General features: G+C 60.8%; 22 protein-coding genes. 10 read left to right on the plus strand and 12 right to left on the minus strand.

Going from position 1 to position 25,169, the window contains the following annotated elements:
• The first annotated feature begins 33 nt into the window (after positions 1 to 33).
• Positions 34 to 846, plus strand: a complete 813-nt coding sequence (locus LOY28_RS10525; protein WP_258613664.1) for a class I SAM-dependent methyltransferase — start codon at positions 34 to 36, stop codon at positions 844 to 846.
• A gap of 180 nt (positions 847 to 1,026) precedes the next feature.
• Here the strand turns inward: LOY28_RS10525 and LOY28_RS10530 are convergent, their stop codons facing one another.
• Entirely contained in the window at positions 1,027 to 1,953 is a 927-nt protein-coding gene (locus tag LOY28_RS10530; RefSeq protein WP_258613667.1) for a universal stress protein, read from the minus strand.
• A 92-nt stretch (positions 1,954 to 2,045) separates the two neighbouring features.
• The gene (locus tag LOY28_RS10535; protein ID WP_258613669.1) at positions 2,046 to 2,969 is read right to left on the minus strand and encodes a LysR substrate-binding domain-containing protein; all 924 of its coding nucleotides are present in this window, start codon (positions 2,967 to 2,969) and stop codon (positions 2,046 to 2,048) included.
• A gap of 234 nt (positions 2,970 to 3,203) precedes the next feature.
• Between LOY28_RS10535 and LOY28_RS10540 the strand changes: the two genes are divergently transcribed.
• Positions 3,204 to 4,496: a dicarboxylate/amino acid:cation symporter gene (locus tag LOY28_RS10540; protein WP_258613671.1), complete on the plus strand. Its 1,293-nt coding sequence runs from the start codon at positions 3,204 to 3,206 to the stop codon at positions 4,494 to 4,496.
• 11 nt (positions 4,497 to 4,507) lie between these two features.
• Positions 4,508 to 6,007, plus strand: a complete 1,500-nt coding sequence (locus LOY28_RS10545; RefSeq protein WP_258613674.1) for an amino acid racemase — start codon at positions 4,508 to 4,510, stop codon at positions 6,005 to 6,007.
• On the opposite strand, the gene LOY28_RS10550 is transcribed toward LOY28_RS10545, so the two are convergent.
• From LOY28_RS10550 to LOY28_RS10560, 3 genes are all read right to left on the minus strand, one after another.
• Positions 6,004 to 6,390 carry a DUF488 domain-containing protein gene (locus tag LOY28_RS10550; protein WP_019582703.1) on the minus strand — a complete coding sequence of 129 codons (387 nt, stop codon included), beginning with the start codon at positions 6,388 to 6,390 and terminating at the stop codon, positions 6,004 to 6,006. The two genes, LOY28_RS10545 and LOY28_RS10550, sit on opposite strands and share 4 nt — an antisense overlap.
• 11 nt (positions 6,391 to 6,401) lie before the next feature.
• Positions 6,402 to 7,124, minus strand: coding sequence for a phosphatidylcholine synthase (gene pcsA / locus LOY28_RS10555; RefSeq protein ID WP_018928045.1), 723 nt, complete (start codon positions 7,122 to 7,124; stop codon positions 6,402 to 6,404).
• Between the two features lie 197 nt (positions 7,125 to 7,321).
• The gene (locus LOY28_RS10560; RefSeq protein ID WP_018928044.1) at positions 7,322 to 7,687 is read right to left on the minus strand and encodes a VOC family protein; all 366 of its coding nucleotides are present in this window, start codon (positions 7,685 to 7,687) and stop codon (positions 7,322 to 7,324) included.
• Positions 7,688 to 7,794: 107 nt separating this feature from the next.
• On the opposite strand from LOY28_RS10560, the gene LOY28_RS10565 reads away from it, so the two are divergent.
• Positions 7,795 to 8,577: a tellurite resistance TerB family protein gene (locus LOY28_RS10565; protein WP_111453815.1), complete on the plus strand. Its 783-nt coding sequence runs from the start codon at positions 7,795 to 7,797 to the stop codon at positions 8,575 to 8,577.
• A 121-nt stretch (positions 8,578 to 8,698) separates the two neighbouring features.
• Here LOY28_RS10565 and LOY28_RS10570 read toward each other — a convergent pair whose 3' ends face one another.
• The 5 genes from LOY28_RS10570 to LOY28_RS10590 form a co-directional block, all read right to left on the minus strand.
• Complete coding sequence (locus LOY28_RS10570; protein ID WP_258613675.1) at positions 8,699 to 10,090, minus strand: VOC family protein; 1,392 nt, start codon at positions 10,088 to 10,090, stop codon at positions 8,699 to 8,701.
• 129 nt (positions 10,091 to 10,219) lie between these two features.
• Complete coding sequence (glcF, locus tag LOY28_RS10575; RefSeq protein ID WP_258613678.1) at positions 10,220 to 11,437, minus strand: glycolate oxidase subunit GlcF; 1,218 nt, start codon at positions 11,435 to 11,437, stop codon at positions 10,220 to 10,222.
• Position 11,438: 1 nt separating this feature from the next.
• Positions 11,439 to 12,488: a glycolate oxidase subunit GlcE gene (gene glcE, locus LOY28_RS10580; RefSeq protein WP_258613681.1), complete on the minus strand. Its 1,050-nt coding sequence runs from the start codon at positions 12,486 to 12,488 to the stop codon at positions 11,439 to 11,441.
• Complete coding sequence (gene glcD / locus LOY28_RS10585; protein ID WP_086945486.1) at positions 12,488 to 13,987, minus strand: glycolate oxidase subunit GlcD; 1,500 nt, start codon at positions 13,985 to 13,987, stop codon at positions 12,488 to 12,490. The genes glcE and glcD overlap by 1 nt, the downstream gene beginning before the upstream one ends.
• A 63-nt stretch (positions 13,988 to 14,050) precedes the next feature.
• Entirely contained in the window at positions 14,051 to 14,995 is a 945-nt protein-coding gene (locus LOY28_RS10590) for an alpha/beta fold hydrolase (RefSeq protein WP_258613683.1), read from the minus strand.
• Between the two features lie 260 nt (positions 14,996 to 15,255).
• Between LOY28_RS10590 and LOY28_RS10595 the strand changes: the two genes are divergently transcribed.
• The gene (locus LOY28_RS10595; protein ID WP_026286574.1) at positions 15,256 to 16,329 is read left to right on the plus strand and encodes a diguanylate cyclase; all 1,074 of its coding nucleotides are present in this window, start codon (positions 15,256 to 15,258) and stop codon (positions 16,327 to 16,329) included.
• Between the two features lie 134 nt (positions 16,330 to 16,463).
• Complete coding sequence (locus LOY28_RS10600; RefSeq protein WP_258613685.1) at positions 16,464 to 17,705, plus strand: M20/M25/M40 family metallo-hydrolase; 1,242 nt, start codon at positions 16,464 to 16,466, stop codon at positions 17,703 to 17,705.
• Positions 17,706 to 17,826: 121 nt separating this feature from the next.
• Here the strand turns inward: LOY28_RS10600 and LOY28_RS10605 are convergent, their stop codons facing one another.
• On the minus strand, positions 17,827 to 18,438 hold the full coding sequence (locus LOY28_RS10605; RefSeq protein WP_258613688.1) for a glutathione S-transferase: 612 nt from the start codon (positions 18,436 to 18,438) through the stop codon (positions 17,827 to 17,829).
• A 109-nt stretch (positions 18,439 to 18,547) separates the two neighbouring features.
• Positions 18,548 to 19,468 (minus strand): MurR/RpiR family transcriptional regulator, encoded by a 921-nt coding sequence (locus LOY28_RS10610; protein ID WP_007939390.1) that lies wholly within the window; start codon positions 19,466 to 19,468, stop codon positions 18,548 to 18,550.
• 311 nt (positions 19,469 to 19,779) lie between these two features.
• Here LOY28_RS10610 and iolC point away from each other — a divergent pair, with 311 nt between their 5' ends.
• From iolC to LOY28_RS10630, 4 genes are all read left to right on the plus strand, one after another.
• Positions 19,780 to 21,717 (plus strand): bifunctional 5-dehydro-2-deoxygluconokinase/5-dehydro-2-deoxyphosphogluconate aldolase, encoded by a 1,938-nt coding sequence (iolC, locus tag LOY28_RS10615; protein WP_258613689.1) that lies wholly within the window; start codon positions 19,780 to 19,782, stop codon positions 21,715 to 21,717.
• A gap of 202 nt (positions 21,718 to 21,919) precedes the next feature.
• Positions 21,920 to 22,813, plus strand: coding sequence for a myo-inosose-2 dehydratase (iolE, locus tag LOY28_RS10620; protein ID WP_258613690.1), 894 nt, complete (start codon positions 21,920 to 21,922; stop codon positions 22,811 to 22,813).
• Positions 22,810 to 23,619: a 5-deoxy-glucuronate isomerase gene (gene iolB / locus LOY28_RS10625; protein WP_258613692.1), complete on the plus strand. Its 810-nt coding sequence runs from the start codon at positions 22,810 to 22,812 to the stop codon at positions 23,617 to 23,619. Before iolE ends, iolB begins: the two co-directional genes overlap by 4 nt.
• A gap of 30 nt (positions 23,620 to 23,649) precedes the next feature.
• On the plus strand, positions 23,650 to 25,152 hold the full coding sequence (locus LOY28_RS10630) for a CoA-acylating methylmalonate-semialdehyde dehydrogenase (RefSeq protein WP_105341515.1): 1,503 nt from the start codon (positions 23,650 to 23,652) through the stop codon (positions 25,150 to 25,152).
• Positions 25,153 to 25,169 lie beyond the last annotated feature (17 nt).

Below are 25,169 nucleotides of genomic sequence, written 5' to 3' on the forward strand. Positions count from 1 at the left end.
AGACCCGTTCCAACCCGCAGCGGAGCAGACTTCATGAGCACACCCATTGATCTCACCGCCCTGAAAAACCGTCAGATGACTGCGTGGGCCAGCGGCGACTACGCCGTGATCGGCACCACCCTACAGATCGTCGGCGAGCTATTGGCCGAAGCCTGTGACTTGCTCTGTGATGAGCGGGTGCTGGACGTCGCTGCGGGCAACGGTAATGCCACGCTTGCCGCTGCGCGCCGGGGCTGTAAGGTCACGTCCACCGACTATGTGGCCAAGCTGCTTGAGCGCGGCGAAGACCGGGCACGGGCGGAACACCTGAACGTGACCTTTCAGGTGGCCGATGCCGAGGCGCTACCTTTCGAGGATGCCAGTTTCGATGCCGTGCTCTCGACCTTTGGGGTGATGTTTACCCCGGATCAGCCAAAGGCTGCCGCGGAATTGGCGCGGGTGTGCCGCCCGGGAGGCCGGATCGGCCTTGCCAACTGGACGCCTGAAGGCTTCGTTGGCCAGATGTTCAAGGTACTGGGGCGCCACATGCCGCCACCCGTGGGCGCTCAACCGCCTTCAAACTGGGGCTCCGAAGCGTGGCTGCACTCGCACTTCGATCAGCGCGACTTCGTGCTTCAGGTGACACGACGCTTATTCAACTTCCGCTATCGTTCGGCCGCCCATTTCATCGACACCTTCCGCACCTGGTATGGCCCGGTTCACAAGGCTTTTGCGACCCTGCCACCCGAAGGGTCCGCCGCCCTGGAAAACGACCTGACGGAACTGCTCAATCGCCTGAACCGAGCGGGGGAGAGGTCGCTGGTGGTGCCAAGCGAATACCTGGAGGTGGTGATCACCCGGCGCTGAGTCGAGAACACAAAATCCCCGTGTGCGCGACCCCTGTGGCGAGGGGGCTTGCCCCCGTTGGGTCGCGAAGCGGCCCCAAAAGCTTTGCGACTGCTTCGCAGCCGAACGGGGGCAAGCCCCCTCGCCACAGGGGTCGCGTCCACAAAGGTATGTGCACAATTTGGTATTCAGCCGTTGCAGTCACTCATCCAGTGACTCGGTGTACACCACCCACACGCTGCATGGCATTTTGTACAGCACATGCTCTACCGTGCTGCCGATCAACCGGCCCATGCCGCGATGGCCGATCCGGCCCATGACGATCACATCCACATCATGGGTCTCGGTGTAGTGGGTCAGTACCTTGGTCGGGTTGCCCATGATCATGTGCCGCTGCTCCGGCGCGATGCCGTTGCGCGCGGCCAGCTCGTTGAACGCATCCTCCTGGAGGTCGAACAGGGTCTTGATCTGGCCTGAAGAGAAAAGCGCCGAACCGTTATAGAAGTTGAACTCATCCGCGCTGATGGCTGAAAGGTCACAGGCGTAGACCACATCGAGCTCGGCATTGCAGGCGCTCGCCAGTTTCGATGCTTCGTGAAGGATTCTGTCGTTGAAGCTTTTGTAGTGATCGTCGCGATGAAGCGGGTCGACCGCGGCGACGATCTTGCGCGGCAACGCGCGAGTGGCATGGCTGACGAAATGCAGCGGCACCGGGCATTCGCGCAGCAAATGCACGTCGAGGGGCGTAAACACCAGTCGCGACAGCCGCGATTGATGCTCCAGCACCTTGATCAGCACGTCCATCGGCTGCTCTTTGAGGTGAATCAGGATTTCCTCCAGCGGATGCTCGACCCAGGCCACCTCGGTGGTGACGTGTACACCGATCTTGCGCAAGGGATGGGCCTGTTCCTCAAGCCACTGGCGGTGACGCTCGACGTAGCCCTGGCGCATCTGTTCCAGGGCTTTTTCGTTGACCAGGCTGGCGGTCGCCAGACCTTCCAGATAGTCGAAGGCCACGATGTGCAGGGCTGCCCCCTCGGCCTTGGCCAGCATCGCGGCCCGGTCGAAGGCGGGGCTGTGTTCCATCAGCGGTGAAGCGACCAGCATGAAGCGTGATTCACCAGACATGACAAACCTCCCGTGGGTAAGCGAGCAGACGGTGGTCGTTCAATACATCTCAATCCTTTCATTATTGACCATGATCAACCCCTCGTCCGGTTCTAATGTGGGAGCGGGTTTGCTCGCGATGCGGTCTCAAGCGTCTTCCAAAGCTCGCGCATCGTCGGGTTCTGATTGGCGATCGAACAATACGAACGAATCTCCAGCCGGGTCTTCCATTCATCGCCGCCGGCCAGCACCAATTGCCCTCGCGCCAGCTCATCGGTCACGGCGCTCAGGGGCAGCCAGGCAACGCCGTAGCCCTCGATCGCCATTCTCATCAGCAACATGGCCATGTCCGCCTCAAAGCAACGATCAAGCACGCAAGCAGTCGGTGCATTCTTGATGACGATATCGGCCACGCGACCCAAAAAAGTGGTCGCGGTATAGGCCAGGTGCGGCACTGGCTTGGCGGCCGTCCCCGGCAGCCGATGCAACGGTTTGCCGTTATTGTCCGGCGCGCACAGTGGAACGAACGAATCATGCCCCAGGGTCAAGCTGCCGAACTTCTCGGGGTCGAGCTGGATCGGGGCGAGGGGATGGTGGTAGACGATCATCAAATCGCAGCTGCCTTCCTCCAGCGCGATCACCGCATCGTGGATGTTCGCAGCCACCACGCGAGCATTGAAGGGCTCATTCTGCTGTTGAAACTGGGTGAGCCATTTAGGCAGGAAGGTCATTGAAAGACTGTGCCCGGCGGTGACCTGAATCGAGCGCCCCGGCATTCGTTCGCCTTCGCGAAGGGCCAGGCGCAATTGCAGCAACGCCGACAGCGCCTCGCGCCCCTCTTCACAGAAGCTGCGGCCCGCTTGAGTCAGCTGGACAGGATAAGTGCCGCGATCCACCAGTTCGGCGCCCACCCATTCTTCAAGTGAACGAATCCGCCGGGACAACGCGGACTGCGTGACGCAACGCACTTCCGCCGCTCGGGAAAAGTTCTTCCATTCGGCAATCGCCAGAAGATCGTCCAACCATTTGGTTTGCATGCTGGCACCTCATTGCGTCTCTGGCGAAGAGTTTACTGCGGTGCGATGGCGCCATTGAGGGAATTTCGCAAACTATTCCAAAAACGCATCAGCCTATGGTGATTACTCATCATCCGGCGTGAATGGCGTCCTTAGAATCGGTGCCACAACCCCGCTGCCGCAGAACATCGGGGCACTTCAATCTTGTCTCCTGCCAAGTAAAAAGACCTACAAAACCACTTGAGGAAATGCACCGTGAAAAGAAACAGACTACCCCGCCAGATTGCGATGGCTATCGCCTTGGGCGTCCTTGCAGGTTGGGCCTGCCATCATTTCGCAGCGGATGAGAAAGCCGCCCGGGAGATCGCCTCCTACTTCTCGATGGTGACGGACATTTTCCTGCGGTTGATCAAGATGATCATCGCGCCTTTGGTGTTCGCCACACTGGTCGGTGGTATTGCCAGCATGGGTAATTCCCGATCCGTAGGGCGGATCGGCGCGAGGGCGATGATCTGGTTCGTGTCGGCCTCAATCATTTCGCTGTTCATTGGCATGTTGCTGGTGAATGTGTTCCAGCCAGGCGCGGGTCTGGATCTGCAGGTGACTCAAGGCGCAGCGGCGCCGGCCGTTGTCAGCACGGGTGACTTCAGCCTCAAGGTATTCATCAGTCACGTGTTCCCTCGAAGCATCGCAGAAGCCATGGCCAACAATGAGATTCTGCAAATTGTAGTGTTCTCTTTGTTTTTCGGCTTTGCGCTGGCAGGCATCAAGCGCGCTGGCTATACGAAGATCACCGACAGCATTGAAGAACTGGGCAAGGTGATGTTCAAGATCACTGACTATGTCATGGCCTTTGCGCCAGTCGGTGTCTTTGCCGCCATCGCTTCGGCCATCACCACCCAAGGTCTCGGCTTGCTGGTCGATTATGGAAAACTGATTGCCGAGTTCTACCTGGGCATTGTGATTCTATGGGGTGTGTTGTTCGCTGCCGGCTACCTGTTTCTGGGGCGTTCAGTCTTTACCCTGGGCAAGTTGATCCGCGAACCCATTTTGCTGGCATTCTCGACAGCCAGTAGTGAGTCCGCCTATCCAAAAACCATGGAAGCCCTGGAGAAGTTCGGCGCACCCAAGCGGGTATCCAGTTTCGTACTGCCACTGGGGTACTCATTCAACCTCGACGGCTCGATGATGTATCAAGCCTTCGCCATTATGTTCATCGCTCAGGCCTACAACATTGATTTGAGCTTTACGCAGCAGCTGCTGATCTTGCTGACGCTGATGATTACCAGCAAGGGCATGGCGGGTGTTGCCCGGGCTTCGGTGGTGGTCGTGGCGGCGACGTTGCCCATGTTCAATCTGCCAGAGGCTGGCATTTTGCTGATCATCGGTATTGATCAGTTCCTCGATATGGCCAGGACGGCCACCAATGTGGTGGGCAACAGCATCGCAACAGCCGTGATCGCTAAATCCGAGCCTCTCGAAGAGCCGGATGACTTGCCGCAAACCGAGGCGTCCCCACTGCCTGTTCGCTCTGTAGCCACCGTCTGAGCGCTATCACCATGAAAACGAAATCGAAGCCATCCCGTGAGTCTTCATTGGTACACAAACTGGGCATCGTCGGCGGGCTTGGCTCACTGGCCGGCGGCGATCTTTTCTATAAGTTGGTGAAGTCCAGGGCGGTGCTGGAGGATCAAGGCCGCTATCACTTCCTGTTCGAGCAGCACCCGTTCAAAGATGTGCTGATGCCGTTGGATCGGGGCGCGAGCATGACCTCCAGAAAGTTCTATGTTTTTCAGGTCTGTCAGACTTTCGAGGCCAGCGGGGTCAGCGCGATCGTACTGCCGTGTTTTGCCAGTCACACTTTCCGCGAAGAGATACAGGAGGAGATAGGCATACCGGTTCTGGACATGATGGCCGCATTGCGCAGGCACATCGATCATGTTGTTGAACCCGGCACGGTATTGGGCATTCTCGCCTCAGACTATGTTCGTCACGCCGGTTTGTTCGAACGCTACTTCGGCTCCGACTTCAAACTCGTTTATCCAGGTGCCGACGAACAATCGGGGTTGATGGAAGCGATGTATGGCGTTAACGGCATCAAGGATGGCTACCTTGACGGTGTACCGCTGGAATGTGTGTATCAGGCCTGCCTGTCACTTCAGGAGCAGGGGGCCACGATGGTCTTGCCGGGCATGACCGAGCTCTCGTTGGTCTGCGGCGACCTGCAGCGTCGGGGCATCACGGTGCTGGATATCAATGAGATTTATGCCGGCTTCGCGACTCAGCAGAAAGGTCAGTCGAATCGCCCACCCTTCAAGCTTGGGATCGTCGGCGGGGTGGGGCCTGCGGCAACGGTCGATTTCATGGGCAAGGTGGTTGCGCATACACCGGCCGGCCGTGACCAGGAGCACATCAAGATGGTGGTCGAACAAAACCCCCAGATTCCTGATCGCACCGCCAATTTGCTGAATGACGAAACCGATCCGACGATGGCGATGTATGCCACCTGCAAGCGGCTTGAAAGCGCAGGAGCCAATGCGATTGCGATCCCGTGCAATACCGCTCACGCGTTTGTCGAGCGTATCCAGGCACACTTGCGTGTGCCCATTGTGAACATGCTGGCCGAGACGGTAGAGGCTATCGTCCAGCAGTACGGCGCCGGGAAAACAGTCGGGCTGCTGGCGACGTCGGGCACGATCAAGAGTCAGGTCTACCATGAGGCCGCCCGGCGGGCCGGGCTGCACATAATCGCCCCCGGTGTGGATTACCAGGCGTTGGTGATGGATGCGATTTATGGGTCGCTCGGGATCAAGGCCGGGTTCACAGAGGGCCTTTGCAGGGACCAACTCCTGATCGCCGCCGAGCACTTGTGTGAACTGGGCGCCGATGTGCTTATCCTGGGATGCACGGAGTTGCCGCTGGTGCTGCAGCATAGCGAGGCCTTCATGATCAAGGGGCATCAAGTGGCATTGATCGACCCGACGACCATTCTGGCTATGAAGTGTATTCAGCTTGCCCGTGAACATTCGGGCGAGCGATCAAATCTGCATCTTGGCTAAACAACCTTTGCGCCCCGTGCCTCCAGCAACTCCCGTAATACGGAGCGATGGCAGTGCGCTTCGTCTTCGCAATAACACCCCACGGCCAGTGAGGTTTGATGGGAGAGGGCGGCCAACAGGTCCAGTAGCTGACTGGGCGCGGGATGGTTCATCTCTGCCTTGAACTTGCGCTTGAAGTTCTCCCAGGCTTTGGCATCTTCTGCCGCTTTGGCTTCGGCCACCAGTTCGGGGCTGGGGGACAGCAGCGGTTGCCACACATCATAGAAATCACGGCTGGCGAATTCGGCCTTCGGTACGCCACGGGGCGGGCGGCGTACCGTGCCCAGGCGCAGGCCTTCATTTGCTGTGCGGGGTGAGCCGAGTCGCACGATATGGATGGGCATGATCGTAGTGTCTATTTGAGCCGCGAGCCGTCGAACCACTCCAGCGCCGTGCGCCAGATGCAGATCCCCAGGAAGTACGCCGACATCAGCAGCCACAGGCCCATCACCAGTGGATTGATGACCGGATGGTTGAGCACCAGCGACAAGCTGCACAGCAACCAGATGGCCGTCACGGCAATGTTGATCGGCATGAAGCGGCGCACGCGGAACGGGTGCAGGAATTTCATTCGAGTCACGGTCAACAGCGCCAGGCCGATCACGGTGAGCAACGTGATCCACGGCGACGGACCGATGATGTACAGGCACAGCGCAACCACGTTCCACGCAGCGGGGAAGCCCTGGAAGTAGTTGTCCTTGCTCTTCATGTTGACGTTGCAGAAGCAGAACAGCGACGACACCAGAATCAGCGACACGGTCAGCAGCAGGGTGTAGTCCGGCAACGGGATGTAACGGTAGATGAACAGCGCCGGGATAAACACATACGTCAGGTAGTCGATCACCAGATCGAGGATCGAGCCGTCGAAACTTGGCAGCACCGATTGCACATTGACCTTGCGTGCCAGCGCGCCGTCCAGCCCGTCGACGATCAGCGCCACGCCCAGCCACAGCAGGCAATGGGTGGGCTGGTTCTCCAGCAGGGCGAGGGTCGCGAGGAAAGCAGTGACCACGCCGGTGGCGGTAAAACCATGGGCGCCCCATGCTTTGAGCCTGGCGATGTGTACGGTGGATATCACGGGGGCGTTCTCCAGAAAATGAAGCAAGCCAGTTATCACCCTGCTATTGAGGGCGTCGGCAAACCGGATCGGGTTGCAGGTATCGACCGGATTTTCGGGGATAAGGTTCACCACCTTTGAATCTTAGACGCCGCGCAAAAAAATACCCCGGAAATATCCGGGGTACGTCATGAGCGTTGTCTGCCTGTGTTGTCAGCTTAATGAGGAAAGAACACACGCAGCCGATGGCTATCCGGGTCAAGGGCGACGAAGGTGCGACCGAAATCGAGTTCGGTCGGTGTTTGCAGCATGGTCAGCCCCAGGGCGCTCCACTTGGCAAACAGTGCATCGACCTGTTCGGCAGACTCCACCGGGAACGCCAGCTCGGTCCCGCCGCCCGTTACAGTCGTTGCAGGTTCGGCGGTATGCCGCGACCAGAGCCCCAGTTTATAGCCGTCGTCCAGGACAAACAGGGCGAAGGTCGGCGATTCTTCCACGGGCTTGCGCTCCAGCAGAAACTCATAAAACCGTGCACTGACGGCGGGGTTGTCCACGAAAAGCAAAATGAAACGGGGAGTGATCATGGGATTGCTCCATTAGAAGGTGGGCGCAGCATAAAAGGAGGCGCTGTCAGTTTCTGTCAGGAGTGTGAAGGGGCACCTTTTGACGTCAGCCAGACGGAGTTGGCGGAATGTCCGGCGAGGACTATCGTTGCCTGACTTGGTTTCTGCCCATCAATGAGGACGTCGTCATGAACACCAGCGATTTGCTTGAGCAATTACTGCGGGCCGGCCAGGGCTCGTTGTCCCAACAAGGTGGTGGTGCGGCGTCGACTCAAGGCGGCTTGGGCGGCTTGGGTGGCTTGCTCGGTGGCCTGTTGGGCGGCAGCGCGGGTGGAGGTGCTGGCGGCGGAGGTCTGGGAGGTTTGCTCGGTGGTCTGTTGGGCGGCGGTTCCCCTTTGGGCGGTTCAAGCCAAACGCGCTCGGGCGGCACCAACTATGCGGCGTTGGCCTCTTTGGGGATGATGGCATTCCAGGCCTATCAGGCATGGCAACGCAGCCAGGCCTCGGCACCCCAACAGGCGCCGCGTACCGTTGATCTGTTGTCCGGTCCGGAAATCGAAGACCACAGCCACGCCATCCTTCGCGCCTTGATCGCCGCCGCCAAGGCCGACGGCCGTATCGACGACGCCGAGAAACAAATGATCAGCACTGAAATCGGCCGCCATACCGACGACCCGCAACTGCAACAATGGCTCGATGACGAAGTCGCCCGGCCGCTGGATGCCGCCGATGTGGCGCAGTCCGCTCAGGACCCGGGCATGGCCGCCGAGATGTACCTGGCCAGCGTGATGCTGGTGGACGATCAGCAGGACGCCGAGCGCAATTATCTGGATGAACTGGCCGCTGCGCTGAAGATCGATCCAGAGCTGCAACTGCACCTGGAGCAACAGGCCAAGGGCGGTGCGGCTTAAAAGGTTGAAAACGTGCCGTGCCGGCAACGACGCGACGAACGACGAGGCGGCCCCTCCTGCATGAAATACGTATTCCTGCAGGAGCTGCCGCAGGGCTGCGATCTTTTCGCGGCCATAACGCCTAATCGGTAACCTTCAAGCCCAATGCTGCAAAACACTCTTCGATCGATCGCCGCTGCGTCTCGGCATACAAGCCCAACTCATCAATCGTCGGCCGTCCCAGCGCCTTTTCGAACGCCTGTTGGTTCGAATGCACGCCATAGTGGGTTTGCGCCGCGTCCCCCAGGTTCGACTGAAAAATCCCCGCCGCACTGACCGGCAGGAAATCTTCGTACACCAGCGGTTCAACCCGTACATACCCGTCGCGGAGCAAATCCTCCAGCGACGCGTCTTTCAGCCCATCCGCCGCCAGGCCTTTTTCGGTCACGAAGTAGCGAAAGTACGCCAGTTCCTGTTGGCGCATTTCTTCAACGGTGTCAGGGAATTCGCCAAAGTGCTGCGTCATTAGCGCGTTGTAGCGTGCGGCATTGGCTTCGTTGGGAAACTCCTTGAGCTCATCCCGGGCAGCGTTGAGCAAACGGTCGTAAAGCGCCCGGCCCTTAGGCGTGAGCGCTGCGCCGCGCTGTTCGATTTCACCGAAGCGGGCGCTGTGGCTGCCACGCATCTCGGCTTGATCGGTAAAAGCAATCGGCTCGTCCAGCGCCTTGAAGCTGGTTTGACGCAGCAGAATCGGGCATTGGCGGCGGGGTGGGCCTTCGATCACCGCTTTGGGGGTAATGCCATGGGCGGGCATTTGTGCCTGGACGATGTCGATGTCCAGGGTGCGCGGCGTCAGGTGGTTAATGTGCGGGCCTTTGAACGCCACCACGTCGGCGATCAGTCGATGCTGGGCGCTGAGTTGCTGGTACTGCTCGGCGGTGACGGTGGCGCTGTGGTGCCAGCGGAAGGTTTCCAGGGCTTGCGCGACGAAGTCCTGCGCCTCGTATTCGGTCAGCCCTCCCTGGATTTCGGCGCGCTCGATGAGCGTCAGCGCGGCCGGGGTGAAGATTGAGCGCTGGTCCAGCACTGATTGGGCAAAGGCCCGCAGTTCGGTGTCTTCGATCAGTTCCAGGCGCAGTAGCGAGGTGAACACCCGGAACGGGCTGACCTGCAACGCCGCCTCATGCACGGCACGAAATGCAGTGGAATGCACCGGCACGCCGGCCGGGGTCAGGTCGTAATAGCCCACCGGTTGCATGCCCATCACCGCGAACAGGCGGGCGAGGGTCGCCAGTTCAGTGGCGGTGCCGACGCGGATTGCACCGTGGCGCTCCAGGTCCAGCCGCTGGATTTCCCCGGTGCTGTGCAGCTGTCGGGCGATTTGCGGGTCGCTGTCCAGCACGTGGCGGTTGGTCTGCTCCACCAGTTCCATCAGCGCGCCGTACAGCGGCACTTCTTCGCGGTACATGTCGGACATCGCTTTGGAGAAGCGTTGGCGGATCAGGTCAGGGCTGACGAAATTCGGGTGGCTCATGAAAAAAATTCCTGGCGAAGTGACGTAACGGATGCCGGAAAAGATCGCAGCCTTCGGCGGCGCCGACAAACGAAGTTTCTGACGAACTTCATTCTGCCAAGGACTGTTCTTGCCACTCAGGCTGCTCGGTCAACGCAGCACTTGGTCCACCAATTCGATCCAGTGCCTGACTGGGGTGCGCCCGGCGCTGTTGAGGTGGCTCTGGCAGCCGATGTTGGCGGTGGCGATGACTTCTGGGTGGCCGCTTTCCAGGGCGTTGAGCTTGTTGTCGCGCAGTTGCCGGGCCAGCTCCGGCTGGGTGATCGAATAAGTGCCGGCTGAGCCGCAGCACAAATGACTGTCGGGCACAGCTGTGAGATTGAAGCCCAACCGCGTCAGCACGGCCTCGACCGCGCCGCCGAGTTTCTGTGCGTGCTGCAAGGTGCAGGGGCAGTGAAAGGCGATCCGCCGGTCGGTGGCGGCGCAAACTCGCTCCAACGGTTCATCGGCCAGCACTTGCACCAGGTCCAGGGCCATTTCGCTGACTCGCCGGGCCTTGGCCGCATAAACCGGGTCGCGCTCCAGCAGATGCCCGTAGTCCTTGATGAATGCGCCGCAGCCGCTGGCGGTTTGCACGATGGCTTCGGCGCCGCTTTCCAGGTACGGCCACCAAGCGTCGATGTTGCGTCGGGCGCGGTCCAGGCCCACAGCTTGGGCGTCGAGGTGATAGTCCAGCGCGCCGCAGCAGCCGGCTTCCGGCACCGCAATCACACTGATTCCCAGCCGATCCAGCACCCGCGCCGTCGCGGCGTTGGTGTTCGGTGACAGACCGGGTTGTACGCAGCCTTCGAGCATCAACACCTGGCGCGCATGCCGAGGGACGGGGCGTTCGCCCGGAGCAGGGAGGTCGTGGGGTAACTTCGCCTCAACCCCCCGTGGCAGCAACGGCCGGAAAGTGGCGCCGATCTGCAGCAGGGTCTTGAACAGGTTCGGGTTCGGCGCCAGTGCCCGCAGGCCCTGACGCAACAGTCGTTGACTGGCCGGGCGTGGCACCGCTTGATCGATCACGGCGCGGCCAATGTCCAGCAGGTTGTGATAATCCACCCCGGACGGGCAGGTGGTTTCGCAGTTGCGGCAGGTCAGGCAGCGATCCAGGTGCAATTGGGCCTGGGCCGTGGCGGGGGCGCCTTCAAGCACTTGCTTGATCAGGTAGATGCGCCCACGCGGCCCGTCCAGTTCGTCGCCGAGCAGTTGATAGGTCGGGCATGTAGCGTTGCAAAACCCGCAGTGCACACAGGTGCGCAGGATCTTGTCCGCTTCTTCGGCGCGGGGCAGTTGGCGGGCCTCTTCGCTGAGATTGGTTTGCATCTTACAGCTCCGCGTACATCCGGCCGGGGTTGAACAACCCTTGCGGGTCCAGTTGCGCCTTGAGTTGCCGGTGATAGCGCAGCAGCGCCGGGGCCAGGGGCTGGAAAGGCATTTCTGTGACGCCATGGCTGAAACAGGTGGCATGGCCGCCGTGCTGCTGAGCCAGTGATTGAATGTTATCGGCTGCTGATTTCAACCAGCGTTGCGCGCCACCCCAGTCGATCAACTGCTCGCCGGGCAAGTCCAGTGGCCCGAGGTTATTGGGCAATGACAAGCGCCACAACGGCAGGCCTTCATTGAAAAAGTCTAGTCGTTGTTCGTTCAGGTCGGACCAATAGGCCGAGTCCAACGGTTCGCCACCGAGCCGTTGATGGGCCGCCGCGACCGAGCCTTCGCCGCCTTCCAGGCGCAGGTACAAACGCTGGCCGTCGTGGCTGGCGGCGCTGATGGGCAGCGGTTGCTGGCCCCATTGCGCCAGATTGGCCAAGGCGCGGGCGCAGTCGATGTCCAGGCTGATGCTCAGGCATTGCCGGGGTTTGGGCAGCACTTTGAGCGAGACTTCGGTCAGCACGCCGAGGCAGCCGTAACTGCCGACCATCAGGCGCGACAGGTCATAACCGGCGACGTTTTTCATCACTTCGCCGCCAAAGCGCAGGTGAGTGCCCAGACCGCTGATCACCCGCGTACCGAGGACAAAATCCCGCACCGAGCCGGCCCATGGGCGCCGTGGCCCGGACAGCCCCGCCGCGATCATCCCGCCGACCGTGGCGCCTTCGCCGAACGACGGCGGCTCGCAGGGCAACATTTGCCCCGCGGCATCCAGCGCGGCAAACAGTTCGCTCAGCGGTGTGCCGGCGCGAACGCTGATCACCAGTTCCGTCGGGTCATAGCTGACGATGCCGCAGTGGGCGCGGGTGTCGAGCACTTCGCCGGCCACTTCACGGCCGAGAAAGGCCTTGGTGTTCCCTCCCTGAATGCGCAGCGGCGTGGCGTTTTCCAGCGCCTGTCTGACCTGTTCGAGCAAGGTAGCACTGGCATCGAAATCTGCCATTAGAAACGCTCCAGATCAGGGAACGGCAATTGCCCGGCGTGGATGTGCATCGCACCGAATTCCGCGCAGCGGTGCAGGGTCGGGATGTTCTTGCCGGGGTTGAGTAAACCCTGGGGGTCGAACGCGGCTTTCACGGCGTGAAACAGGGTCAATTCGTCACTGTTGAACTGCGCACACATCTGATTGATTTTCTCCCGGCCCACGCCGTGCTCGCCGGTGATGCTGCCGCCGACTTTCACACACAGTTCAAGGATCTTGCCGCCGAGGGCTTCGGCCCGTTCCAGTTCGCCGGGCTGGTTGGCGTCGAACAGAATCAGCGGGTGCATGTTGCCGTCACCCGCATGGAACACGTTGGCCACCCGCAAGCCGTATTCCTGCGCCAGGCTGGCGATGCCCTTGAGCACGCCGGGCAGTTCGCGACGGGGGATGGTGCCATCCATGCAGTAGTAATCCGGCGAGAGGCGGCCGATGGCCGGGAAGGCGTTTTTGCGGCCGGCCCAGAACCGCACGCGCTCGGCCTCGTCCCGGGCCTGGCGCACCTCGCTGGCGCCGGCCTGTTGCAACACCTCGCGGACTCGCTCGCAATCGTCATGGACATCGGCTTCGACGCCGTCCAGTTCGCACAGCAGGATCGCCTCGGCCTCCACCGGGTAACCGGCGTGGATGAAATCCTCGGCGGCGCGGATCGCCAGGTTGTCCATCATCTCCAGGCCACCGGGAATGATCCCGGCGGCGATGATCTCGGCCACCGCGCGACCGGCCTTTTCCACGGAATCGAAACTGGCCAGCAGGACTTTGGCGACCTGAGGCTTGGGCAGCAGTTTGACCGTGACTTCGGTGATGATCCCCAGCAAGCCTTCGGAGCCGGTAAACAGCGCCAGCAGGTCAAACCCCGGCGCGTCCAGCGAGTCGGCGCCGAGGGTCAGGTGTTCGCCTTCAAGGGTCAGGATTTCGAGTTTCAGCAGGTTGTGCACGGTCAGGCCGTACTTGAGGCAATGCACGCCACCGGCGTTTTCCGCGACGTTGCCGCCGATGGAACAGGCGATTTGCGAGGACGGGTCCGGTGCGTAATACAACCCGAAGGGCGCCGCTGCCTGGGAAATCGCCAGGTTGCGCACCCCTGGCTGGACCCGTGCGGTGCGGGCGGCGGGGTCGATGTGCAAGATGTTGTTGAATCGCACCATCACCAGCAACACGCCTTTGTCCAGCGGCAGCGCACCGCCGGACAACCCGGTGCCGGCCCCGCGCGCCACCACCGGCACGTTCCGGGCATGGCAGAGCTTGAGCAGTGCCTGCACCTGTTCAAGATGCCGGGGCAGGGCCACCAGCATCGGCGTGGTGCGATAGGCCGAGAGACCGTCGCATTCGTAGGGCTTGAGTTCTTCCTCGCGCCAGAGAATGTCCAGGTCCGGCACCTCCTGTTGCAAGGCCTTGAGCAACACGGCCTTGTCGACATTGGGCAGGGCGCCGTCGATGCGTTCGTCGTAAAGAATGTTCATCAATCGCGCCTCGTATGAATCGCCGAGCATCCTCCCGAATTATCCGCCTACCCATAGCAGCTGCTATGAGGCGGTGGGGGTCATGTGATGCGCCCGCAAAAACTCCCGGTACAAGCGTGCGGTTTTGGTCGGCTGCTCAACCATCGGCATGTGGCCGACACCGTCCCAGATTTCCACCCGCAGATCGGCGATGCCCTTGCTCCAGACGGGCACGCTGCTGACGTCGATCAAGCGGTCCTTGCGCCCCCACAGCAGCAGCGCCGGGCATTTGATATCGGGCAGTTTTGGCTCCATCGGCGGGCTGGCCCGGAAGTCCCTGAAGATTTCTTCCAGCTCGTCGCGCTGCTGTTCATAGCGCTGGGCGACAGCGTCCAGCACGATCCCCGGTACCCATGGCGGCGAAGCCATGGTCATGGCGTAGAAATGCTGAAACTCTTCACGGGAATGAATCAGGAACGGGTTATGGCCGCGAGCCAGGTGGCGATCCATGTCGCTGGGTTCCGGGGCAGTGACGCCAGCCGGATCGAGCAGCGCCAGCGAGACGATGCGCTCGGGGTAATTGACCGCCAGCCACGCCGCGATGTAGCCACCCATGGAGTTGCCGATCACGTGCACCTTCTCGACGCCGCAGACATCGAGCAACTGGATCAATCGTTTGGCCTGGACCGGAATGTCGTAGCCACCACCGGCCTTGAAGCCGGTTTCGCCATGGCCGGCGAGGTCGGGGATGATCACCCGGTAGTCGTTGACGAAATGCCGGGCGAAGCGCAGCCAGATATTCTTGTCGGCGCTGTAGCCGTGCAGCATCAGTATGTTGCTGGAGGCTTCGTAGGGTCCGCCTTGCCAGGTCGAGACGGTCATTTCGGTGATCGGCACGATAAGCTTGTGCAACCGATACAGCCGGGCCTCCAGCGCCATGTTCAAGTCATAGAGCCAGTAACCGATGGCCGGGTAGCTCAACCAGCTCCAGGCCGCGAAAACGGCGATAGCGACAACCAACAAAAGCATCAGGCTATTCCTTTTGCAGTGATCAGGACGGAAGGTGGTTGGCGGAGCCTCTGCAGCGGCCTCCTGTTTATCGTGGTTTATCGATCCCTTACTTCATGTATAGACAAACATTGGGCACTCGCCTCATCGCGATGCCACACTATTGGAGCTACCAGCTGTCAGACCGTCATCCGGTGATGGCTATTTGCCGTTCCCCTGATAGACTTCAAACACTTTCACCCATGTGTTGTCAGGCTCGGTTCAGTAGTACAGAGGCCTCTATGGAAAAAAAGGGAGGAAAGGGACTTTCATTGGCCAGGAGGCTTTATGGGTCGCGCATCCTGGGTCTGGCCCTTGGACTATTGTGTGTCGGTGCAGGGATGTATCCACTCGACCCCGCGCCCTGGGTCTGGGTGGTGATGCTGTTCAACGGCGTCATCTGGCCGCATGTGGCCTATCAATGGGCGCGTCGGGCGAAAATTCCTTATCACGCCGAACACCGCAACATTCTGGTGGACGCGTTTCTCGGCGGTTTCTGGGTGGCCGCCATGCAGTTCAATCCGCTACCCAGCGCGGCTACGCTGTCGATGATGGCGATGCACAACGTGGCCATCGGTGGCTTGCGTTTTCTGTTGGCGGGCGCCGTCGCGCAGATCCTCGGGATCGGCCTCGGGCTGCTGGTGTTCATGCCGGCTTTTGTCCCGCAAACCAGTCCATTTCAGCTATACGCCTGTTTACCTTTACTGTCGATTTATCCGATGTCCCTGGGCTGGGTCTGCTTCCGTCAGGCCCACACTCTGGGCCGACACAAGCGCGAGTTGCTGGCCCTGAGCCGCACCGACAGCCTGACTGGCCTGCTGAATCACGGCGCCTGGAAAGACCAGCTGGAAATCGAGTTTCAGCGTTGCCGGCGCCAGCAGAAGGGTGGGGCGATTGCGTTGATCGACATCGACCATTTCAAGACCATCAACGACACCTACGGCCATGTCGCCGGGGACATCGTCTTGCGTCAGCTGAGCAAAATTCTCAAGCAGAACCTGCGGGCAGCCGATGTCGCCGGCCGCTATGGTGGCGACGAATTCTGCGTGCTGCTGCCGGACCTGCCGCTGGAACGTGCCGCCGTGGCGATGGATGCGCTGCGTGCTCGTTTCGCCACGTTGGGTTACGAGCAGAACCCGGCGCTGAAGGTCAGCTTGAGCATCGGCCTGGCGGCCTTCAACCCGGCCCACGACGAAGCGACCCTGTGGCTCAACGACGCCGACCAGGCGCTCTACGAAGCCAAGAGCACCGGCCGTAACCGCGTCATTTGCCATGGCGACGGCAAGCCGCGTAAAGAGTTGCTTGATTCTGTGTAACCCAATAACCACACAAGCCCGCTCCCACAGGGAATGTGTGGTCATGCAGGTTTGTATGTGTCGCATCCGGTGTAGAGCCTTGCGTCGTAGTCAGGTAGGGTCTAAAGACCCCGACACGAAACAAGGATCGATTCATGACGTTCAAGCTCCCGCGTTCCCTCCTGGCCACCAGCCTTGGCCTGACCCTCGCCCTCGGCGCCTTCACCCCCGCAGCCTTCGCCGAACCCCACAAACAAGTCCTCGCCGATGCAGAACAGTACAAGGCTGAAGCCCTGAAACTGCTGGAACGGCTGGTGAACATCGACTCCGGCTCCGGCTATGAACCGGGCCTGACCCAGGTGAGTGACATCGCCATCGAAGAGTTGAAGAAACTGGGTGCCACCATCGAACTGGTGCCCAACACCCCGGACGAGAGCAACCATGTGCTGGCTACCCTCAAAGGCACCGGCAAGGCGAAGATCCTGCTGATGGCGCACATGGACACTGTGTTCAAGGAAGGCTCCGCCGCCGAGCGTCCGTTCCACATCAAGGACGGCCGCGCCTATGGGCCGGGCGTGATGGACGACAAGGGCGGCATCGTCGCCGGGATCTACGCGCTGAAAATCCTCAAGAACCTCGACTTCAAGGACTACGCGCAGATCACCTTCCTGCTCGATGCCAGTGAAGAAACCGGTTCGGACGTCGCCACCGACCTGATCAAGAAAACCGCCAAGGCCCACGATGTGACCCTCAACCTCGAACCGGGCCGCCCGGCCGATGGCCTGGTGGTCTGGCGCAAAGGCAGCGCCACTGCCGTGGTCGAGGTCAAAGGCAAGGCTGCGCATGCGGGCGTTGCCCCGGAATTGGGGCGTAACGCTGCCATGGAAGCCGCGCACCAGATTTTGCAACTCGGCAAACTGGGCGATGAAGCGAAGAAAACCACCATCAACTTCACCGTGCTCAAGGCCGGCGACCGCACCAACGTGATTCCGGACCAAGCCACCGCCAAGGCTGATGTGCGGGCGGCGGTGCCGGAAGAATTCGACCGGATCGAAAAGGACCTGGCGCGGGTGTCGAAGGACAAACTGATTGCCGATACGCAAGTCACCACCAGCCTCAAGCGCGGCTTGCCACCGATGCCGCAAACGGCGGAATCGGATCGCTTGATGGCCATGGCTCAAGGCATTTACGGCGAAATTGGCCGCAAGTTGACGGAAGAAGGCAGCGGCGGGGCGGCAGATGCGAGTTTGTCCGCGGGTATTGGTACGCCGACGCTGGACGGGTTCGGGATTGTCGGCGGCAATATCCATACGCCCGAGGAATATGCCGAGGTAGAAAGCGTGGCGCCGCGGATTTATTTGCTGTCGCGGATGATTATGGAATTGGCCAAGCAATAAGCCACACTGCCCGCTGATCGACAAACTTCGCAGGCAAGCCTCGCTCCTACAAGTTATGCGCAAAATCCTGTAGGAGCGAGGCTTGCCCGCGAAGACGGCAGTTCAGGCGCAACCCATCCGCCTACTCGATCGGTGTATCGATAAACACCTCAAGCCCTTCGGCATACGCCGTGAACGCGTTGATCAGTGGAAACTGCGCAGCATCCACCTGATCCGGCACCACCAGGTTGGTAAAACTCCAGGCCACCGCCAGGCTAATCCCTTCCTGCGCAATCGAGCCGTCGGTCTTCAGCGGCTGCTTTTCCAGCTCCCGCTCCAGCGCCGAATACGCCGCCGCCAATTGCCCTTCGACCCGTTCCACCCAAGGCGCGTACTGAATTTCCGCTGGCCGCAGGTTGCGTTCGTAGTAAAGCTGTACCGACTTCTCGCACGCGGCCAATGCCAGGCCGATCAGCCGCAGCGAGCGCAAGCGTTGAACCGGATTGTCGGATATCAGGCTTTTACCCGGAGCGGCCAAGGCTTCGAGGTAATCGATGATCAGCGTTGAATCCATCAACACCTCACCGTCATCCAGCACCAGCGTCGGCGCCTTCACCACCGGGTTGATCTGCTGGAACTGCTCGAAGTGCCTGAACACCGAAACCGACGCGTGTTCCAGCGGGATGCCCAGGCATTTGGCGGAAATGGCGACGCGCCGCACGTAGGGCGAATCCAGCATGCCGATCAGTTTCATTGAGCCTCTCCTTACAGACAGTCCTTGGGGAGGGACAACCTTAGCCGAGGTTCAGCGACGTGCAAACGATTTCGCGCTGATCCTCAGGCCTATTGTTCATCCCCGAAGGCTAATCCTCAAAGCCTGCCTGCTCATGAATCTCATCGACCTTCAATTCCAGTCGATAAGCCACCGCGATGAACAGCGCCTGGCACAGGCACAAGGTGGCACTCAACGAACGGAAGGCAAACGAGCTGCCTTCGTTGACCAGCAGCACGGTGTTGGCGCGCTTGGCCAATGGCGAGAGGTTGCTGTCGGTGATGATCAGGGTTTTCGCCTGATGGTGCTGGGCGATGCGCAGGCAGTGCTGGGTTTCCTTGCCATAGGGCGTGAAGCTGATGGCGATCACCAGGTCGTTGGCGCGCACGCTGCGCATCTGCTCGCGGTAGCTGCCGCCAAGGCCCGACACCAAGTGGATGCGCTTGTTGGTGTGTTGCAGGTTGTAGACCAGGTAATCGGCCACCGCGAACGAGCGGCGCACCCCGACCACGTAGATGTTGTCGGCATTCACCACCAGGTCCACGGCCTTGTCGAAAGCCTGGTCATCGAGTTCCAGCCCCAATCGTTCGATGCCTGACAGGGTGGCGTTGATGCATTCGCGCGCCAGGTCGCCGCCGCTGGCCTTCTGTGACTTGTTGGCGATCATGCTGCGGATGCGTTGCTGGTAGTTCTGCACCGGCGTGGTCTTGTGGGTGTAGGCCTCGCGGAACAGCGCCTGCATTTCACTGAACCCGCTGAAGCCGAAGCGCTGGGAAAAGCGCACGATGGCCGACGGGTGCACTTCGCACTCGCGGGCGATGTCGCTGATGCGGTCGACCATGATCCGGTCGCTCTGCTGGCTCATGTAGCTGGCGATGCGTTTGAGCTGGCGCGGCAGACTTTCGTACTCCTCGGTGATCAGCTGCAACAGACGCTCGGCATTGATCGGAGGGCTGGCGAGATCGCTGTCGGGCGAGCTCTCGGTCGTAGCCGGCTGATCGGTGCGGGACATAAGAAATCCTTCTGGCTTGTTCTTATAGGGATGACGGTTCTCGTCACCCCCTGACAATAGGTTGGCTGTGCGCAGTCTACAGGGTAGGCCGGAATAAAATCTTGAGCTTGCAATCGGCCTGGGGCCTGCTGAAACGATGCACGCTGTCTGGAACGCTTGTATCAAAGTTTATTGGAAAAAATATTCCACGTAAAAAATATATAGAATAAATATTGATTATTCGGTCCCGGTCGTTTTAGTCTGCATCCACCAAGAGTGTTCGGCGCCTTCATCGCCCCGGACGCAGGCTGATAAAAATAACAGGAGCCAGCATGGGCCAGACTCGTTTTGCCAGTGGGCGTCAATTGGATCTGATTTGCCTCGGACGCCTTGGCGTCGATCTTTATGCGCAACAAGTCGGGGCGCGGCTGGAGGATGTGAGCAGCTTCGCCAAGTACCTGGGCGGTTCGTCCGCCAACATTGCCTTCGGCACCGCGCGACTGGGGCTGAAGTCGGCGATGTTGAGCCGGGTAGGGGACGACCACATGGGCCGTTTCCTCGTTGAATCCCTGGTCCGTGAAGGCTGCGACGTCAGCGGCATCAAGGTCGATCCGGAACGCCTGACCGCCATGGTCCTGCTGGGCCTCAAGGATCGCGAAACCTTTCCCCTGGTGTTCTACCGCGAAAACTGCGCCGACATGGCGTTGCGCGCCGAAGACATCAGCGAAGCCTTTATCGCTTCCAGCAAAGCCCTGCTGATCACCGGCACCCATTTCTCCACCGACGGTGTCTACAAGGCGAGCATTCAGGCGCTGGACTACGCCGAAAAGCACAACGTCAAGCGGGTCCTGGACATCGACTACCGCCCGGTGCTTTGGGGCCTGGCCGGCAAGGCGGACGGCGAAACCCGTTTCGTCGCCGACCAGAACGTCAGCCAGCACGTGCAGAAAATCCTCCCGCGTTTCGACCTGATCGTCGGTACTGAAGAAGAATTCCTGATCGCCGGCGGCTCCGAGGATCTGCTCACCGCGCTGCGCAATGTCCGGCGCCTGAGCGCGGCAACCCTGGTGGTCAAGCTCGGCCCGCAAGGTTGCACGGTGATTCACGGGGCGATCCCGGCGCGTCTCGAAGACGGCGCGATCTATCCCGGTGTGCGCGTCGAAGTGCTGAATGTGCTGGGGGCCGGCGATGCCTTCATGTCGGGTTTCCTCAGTGGCTGGCTGGAGGACGCCAGCGACGAGCGCTGCTGCCAGTTGGCCAATGCCTGCGGCGGTCTGGTGGTGTCGCGCCATGCCTGCGCTCCGGCGATGCCGACCCGCGCCGAACTCGATTACCTGTTCAACAGCCCGGTGCCGATCACCCGGCCGGATCAGGACGTGACATTGCAGCGTCTGCATCAGGTCAGCGTGCCGCGTAAACAGTGGAAGCAACTGTTCATTTTTGCCTTCGATCATCGCGGGCAACTGGTAGAGCTGGCCCACAAGGGCGGGCGCGACCTGAGCGCTATCTGCGAACTCAAACAACTCTTTATCAAGGCCGTGGAACGGGTCGAGGCAGACTTGCATGAGCAGGGCGTCGACGCCGATGTCGGCCTGCTGGCCGATCAACGTTTCGGCCAGGACTCGCTGAACACCGCCACCGGTCGCGGCTGGTGGGTGGCGCGGCCGGTGGAAGTGCAGGGTTCGCGGCCATTGGCGTTCGAACACGGGCGTTCGATCGGCAGCAACCTGATCGCCTGGCCGCAAGAGCAGATCATCAAATGCCTGGTGCAATTCCATCCTGACGACGAGCCACTGCTGCGTCTGGAGCAGGAAGCGCAGATCAAGGGCCTGTATCAGGCCTCGCAAGTCAGCGGGCATGAATTGCTGCTGGAGATCATTCCGCCCAAGGATCACCCATCACCGCATCCGGACGTGCTCTATCGCGCCCTCAAACGCCTCTACAACCTGGGCATCTACCCGGCGTGGTGGAAGATCGAAGCGCAAAGCGCCGAGGAGTGGAAACAACTCGACGAGCTGATTCAGGAACGCGACCCGTATTGCCGTGGCGTGGTGCTGCTGGGCCTGAATGCCCCGGCGGCGACCTTGGCCGAAGGGTTTCAGCAGGCCAGCCAGAGCCAGACCTGCCGTGGTTTCGCCGTGGGCCGGACGATCTTCCAGGAACCGAGCCGCGCGTGGCTGGCCGGTGAAATCGACGACGAAGCGCTGATTCGCCAGGTGCAGGGCACCTTCGTCGAACTGATCGATGCCTGGCGCACGGCCCGTGCCTGAAAAAATTAGCTGATTGATGAGGCTTTTGTGGCGAGGGAGCTTGCTCCCGCTCGGCTGCGAAGCAGTCGCAAACCTGTGAATGCGGTTTACCTGATACACCGGGCTGGTTGATTCGGGACTGCTTCGCAGTCCAGCGGGAGCAAGCTCCCTCGCCACAGGTGATCGGTTGAACATTTTTGAGAAAACAATAAAAGGTGCAGCCATGCCCGCTATCCAAATTGGCATCAACCCGATCTCCTGGAGCAACGACGACCTGCCGTCCCTCGGTGGCGAGACGCCGTTGAGCACCGCCCTCAGCGAAGGCAAGGACATCGGCTACGAAGGCTTCGAACTCAACGGCAAATTCCCCAAGGATGCCAAGGGCGTCGGCGATGTGCTGCGCCCCTATGACCTGGCGCTGGTGTCCGGCTGGTATTCCAGTCGTCTGGCCCGCCGTTCCGTGGCCGAGGAAATCGACGCCATCGGCAGCCATGTCGAGCTGCTGGCGAAGAACGGCGCCAAGGTGCTGGTCTATGGCGAAGTCGCCGACTCCATTCAAGGCCAGCGCATTCCATTGGTCGAGCGCCCACGTTTCCACACCGAGCAGGCCTGGCGAGAATACGCCGACAAACTCACCGAACTGGCGCGCTTCACCCTGTCTCAGGGCGTGCGTCTGGCCTATCACCATCACATGGGGGCCTACGTCGAATCCCCGGCCGACATCGACAAACTGATGGCGTTGACTGGCAGCGAAGTCGGCCTGCTGTTCGATTCGGGCCACTGCTACATGGGCGGCGGCGAGCCGTTGCAGGTATTGCGCAAACACATCGAACGGGTCTGCCACGTGCATTTCAAGGACGTGCGCAAACCGGTGGTGCAACTGGCGCGCAACAACCTGTGGAGCTTCCCGGACTGCATCATCAACGGCACCTTCACCGTGCCCGGCGATGGCGACATCGACTTCGGCGCCTTGCTCGACGTGCTGCTGGGCGCCGACTACCACGGCTGGCTGGTGGTGGAAGCCGAGCAGGATCCGGCGGTGGCACCAAGTTACGTCTACGCGAAAAAAGGCTACGACACCTTGCGTGCCTTGCTCGACGAGAGGACCGCGCGATGAGCCTGCTGGTCAAAAGCAATGCCCGTGGCCGGACCATGGTCGAGTTGGGGCAGGGAGAGCTGGAATACGTCGGTTTTGCCGCTTACCGCCTGAGTCTTGGCGAAACCCTACCGGTCAGCGCGGGCGACAAGGAATTGTGCCTGGTGCTGCTCAGCGGTCGGGTCGGCATCAAGGGTGAAGCACCGGGGCAGGGCGCGTTCGACTGGGACAACATCGGCGATCGTCAGTCGGTGTTCGAAGACAAATCACCGTTCGCCGTGTATTTGCCACCCGGCAGCCAGGCCCAGGTGGTGGCGTTGAGCGACGTGCAAATCGCCGTGTGCGCGGCGCCCGGTTCCATCGCCGAAAACCTTGGCCCACGGCTGATCAAACCCGACAGCATGAAACGCAGCGTGCGCGGCAAGGGGGCCAACACCCGTTATGTCTGCGACATTTTGCCGGACACCGAGCCCGCCCATTCGCTGCTGGTGGTGGAAGTGCGTACGCCGTCCGGTCACTCGTCGAGCTACCCGCCGCACAAGCACGACACCGATGATCTGCCGCACCAGAGCTTTCTCGAAGAAACCTATTACCACCAGATCAACCCGCCCCAGGGCTTCGTGTTTCAGCGGGTCTACACCGACGATCGCAGTATCGATCAGGCCATGGCGGTGGAAAACAGCGACCTGGTTGTGGTGCCCAAGGGTTATCACCCGGTCAGCGTGCCCTACGGCTATGAGTCGTATTACCTGAACGTGATGGCCGGCCCGAAACGCGTCTGGCAGTTCCATAACGATCCGCAGCACAGCTGGCTTCTGGATCTCTAAATTCCAACATTCAAAGGGAGAACAAGAACAATGAGCGACGCCCCGGTCATAGGTCATTACATCGACGGTCAGGTGCAGGACAGCGGTAGCGAGCGGTTCAGCAATGTCTTCAATCCGGCCACCGGCAGCGTTCAGGCGCGGGTCGGGCTGGCCAGTCAGAAGACCGTGGACGAGGCCGTCGCTTCGGCCATGAAGGCGTTCCCGGCCTGGTCCGAGCAATCGTCCCTGCGCCGTTCGCGGGTGATGTTCAAGTTCAAGGAATTGCTCGACCGCCATCACAACGAACTGGCCGAAATCATCAGCCGCGAACACGGCAAGGTGTTCTCCGACGCCAAGGGCGAAGTGACCCGTGGCATCGAAATCGTCGAATACGCCTGCGGTGCGCCGAACCTGCTGAAAACCGATTTCAGCGACAACATCGGCGGTGGCATCGACAACTGGAACCTGCGCCAGCCATTGGGCGTCTGCGCCGGCGTTACGCCGTTCAACTTCCCGGTGATGGTGCCGCTGTGGATGATCCCGTTGGCGCTGGTCACCGGCAACTGCTTCATCCTTAAACCGTCTGAGCGTGATCCATCCGCCAGTTTGTTGATGGCTCGTTTGCTCACCGAAGCCGGGTTGCCGGACGGTGTGTTCAACGTGGTCCAGGGCGACAAGGCGGCGGTCGACGCCTTGCTGCAACACCCGGACATCGAGGCGATTTCCTTTGTCGGCTCGACGCCGATTGCCGAGTACATCCACCAGCAAGCCACCTCGCGCGGCAAGCGTGTACAGGCGCTGGGCGGGGCGAAGAACCACATGATCGTCATGCCCGATGCCGATCTGGACCAGGCGGCGGATGCACTGATCGGCGCAGCTTACGGCTCGGCCGGTGAGCGCTGCATGGCGATTTCGATTGCCGTGGCCGTGGGTGATGTCGGCGACCAGTTGATTGCCAAACTGCTGCCGCGCATCGATCAACTGAAGGTCGGCAACGGCATGCAGGGTGACAGCGACATGGGGCCGCTGGTGACTGCCGAACACAAGGCCAAGGTCGAGGGTTTTATCGGCGAGGGCGTGGCCCAGGGCGCGCAGCTGATTGTCGACGGGCGCAACTTCAAGGTGCCAGGCGCCGAGAACGGTTTCTTCGTCGGTGCGACGCTGTTCGACAAGGTCACGACCGAGATGAGCATTTACCAGCAAGAGATCTTCGGACCGGTGCTGGGCATTGTGCGCGTGCCGGACTTCGCCAGCGCCGTGGCGCTGATCAACGCCCATGAATTCGGCAACGGCGTGTCCTGTTTCACCAGCGACGGCGGCATTGCCCGCTCGTTTGCCCGCAGCATCAAGGTCGGCATGGTCGGCATCAACGTACCGATTCCGGTGCCCATGGCCTGGCACTCGTTCGGCGGCTGGAAGCGCTCGCTGTTCGGTGATCACCACGCTTATGGCGAAGAAGGCATTCGCTTCTACAGCCGCTACAAAAGCGTGATGCAGCGTTGGCCCGACAGCATCGCCAAGGGCCCTGAATTCAGCATGCCGACAGCCAAATAATTCACGTGTGCGGAGAA

Source organism: Pseudomonas sp. B21-017, from assembly GCF_024749245.1.
Taxonomy (GTDB): Bacteria; Pseudomonadota; Gammaproteobacteria; order Pseudomonadales; family Pseudomonadaceae; genus Aquipseudomonas.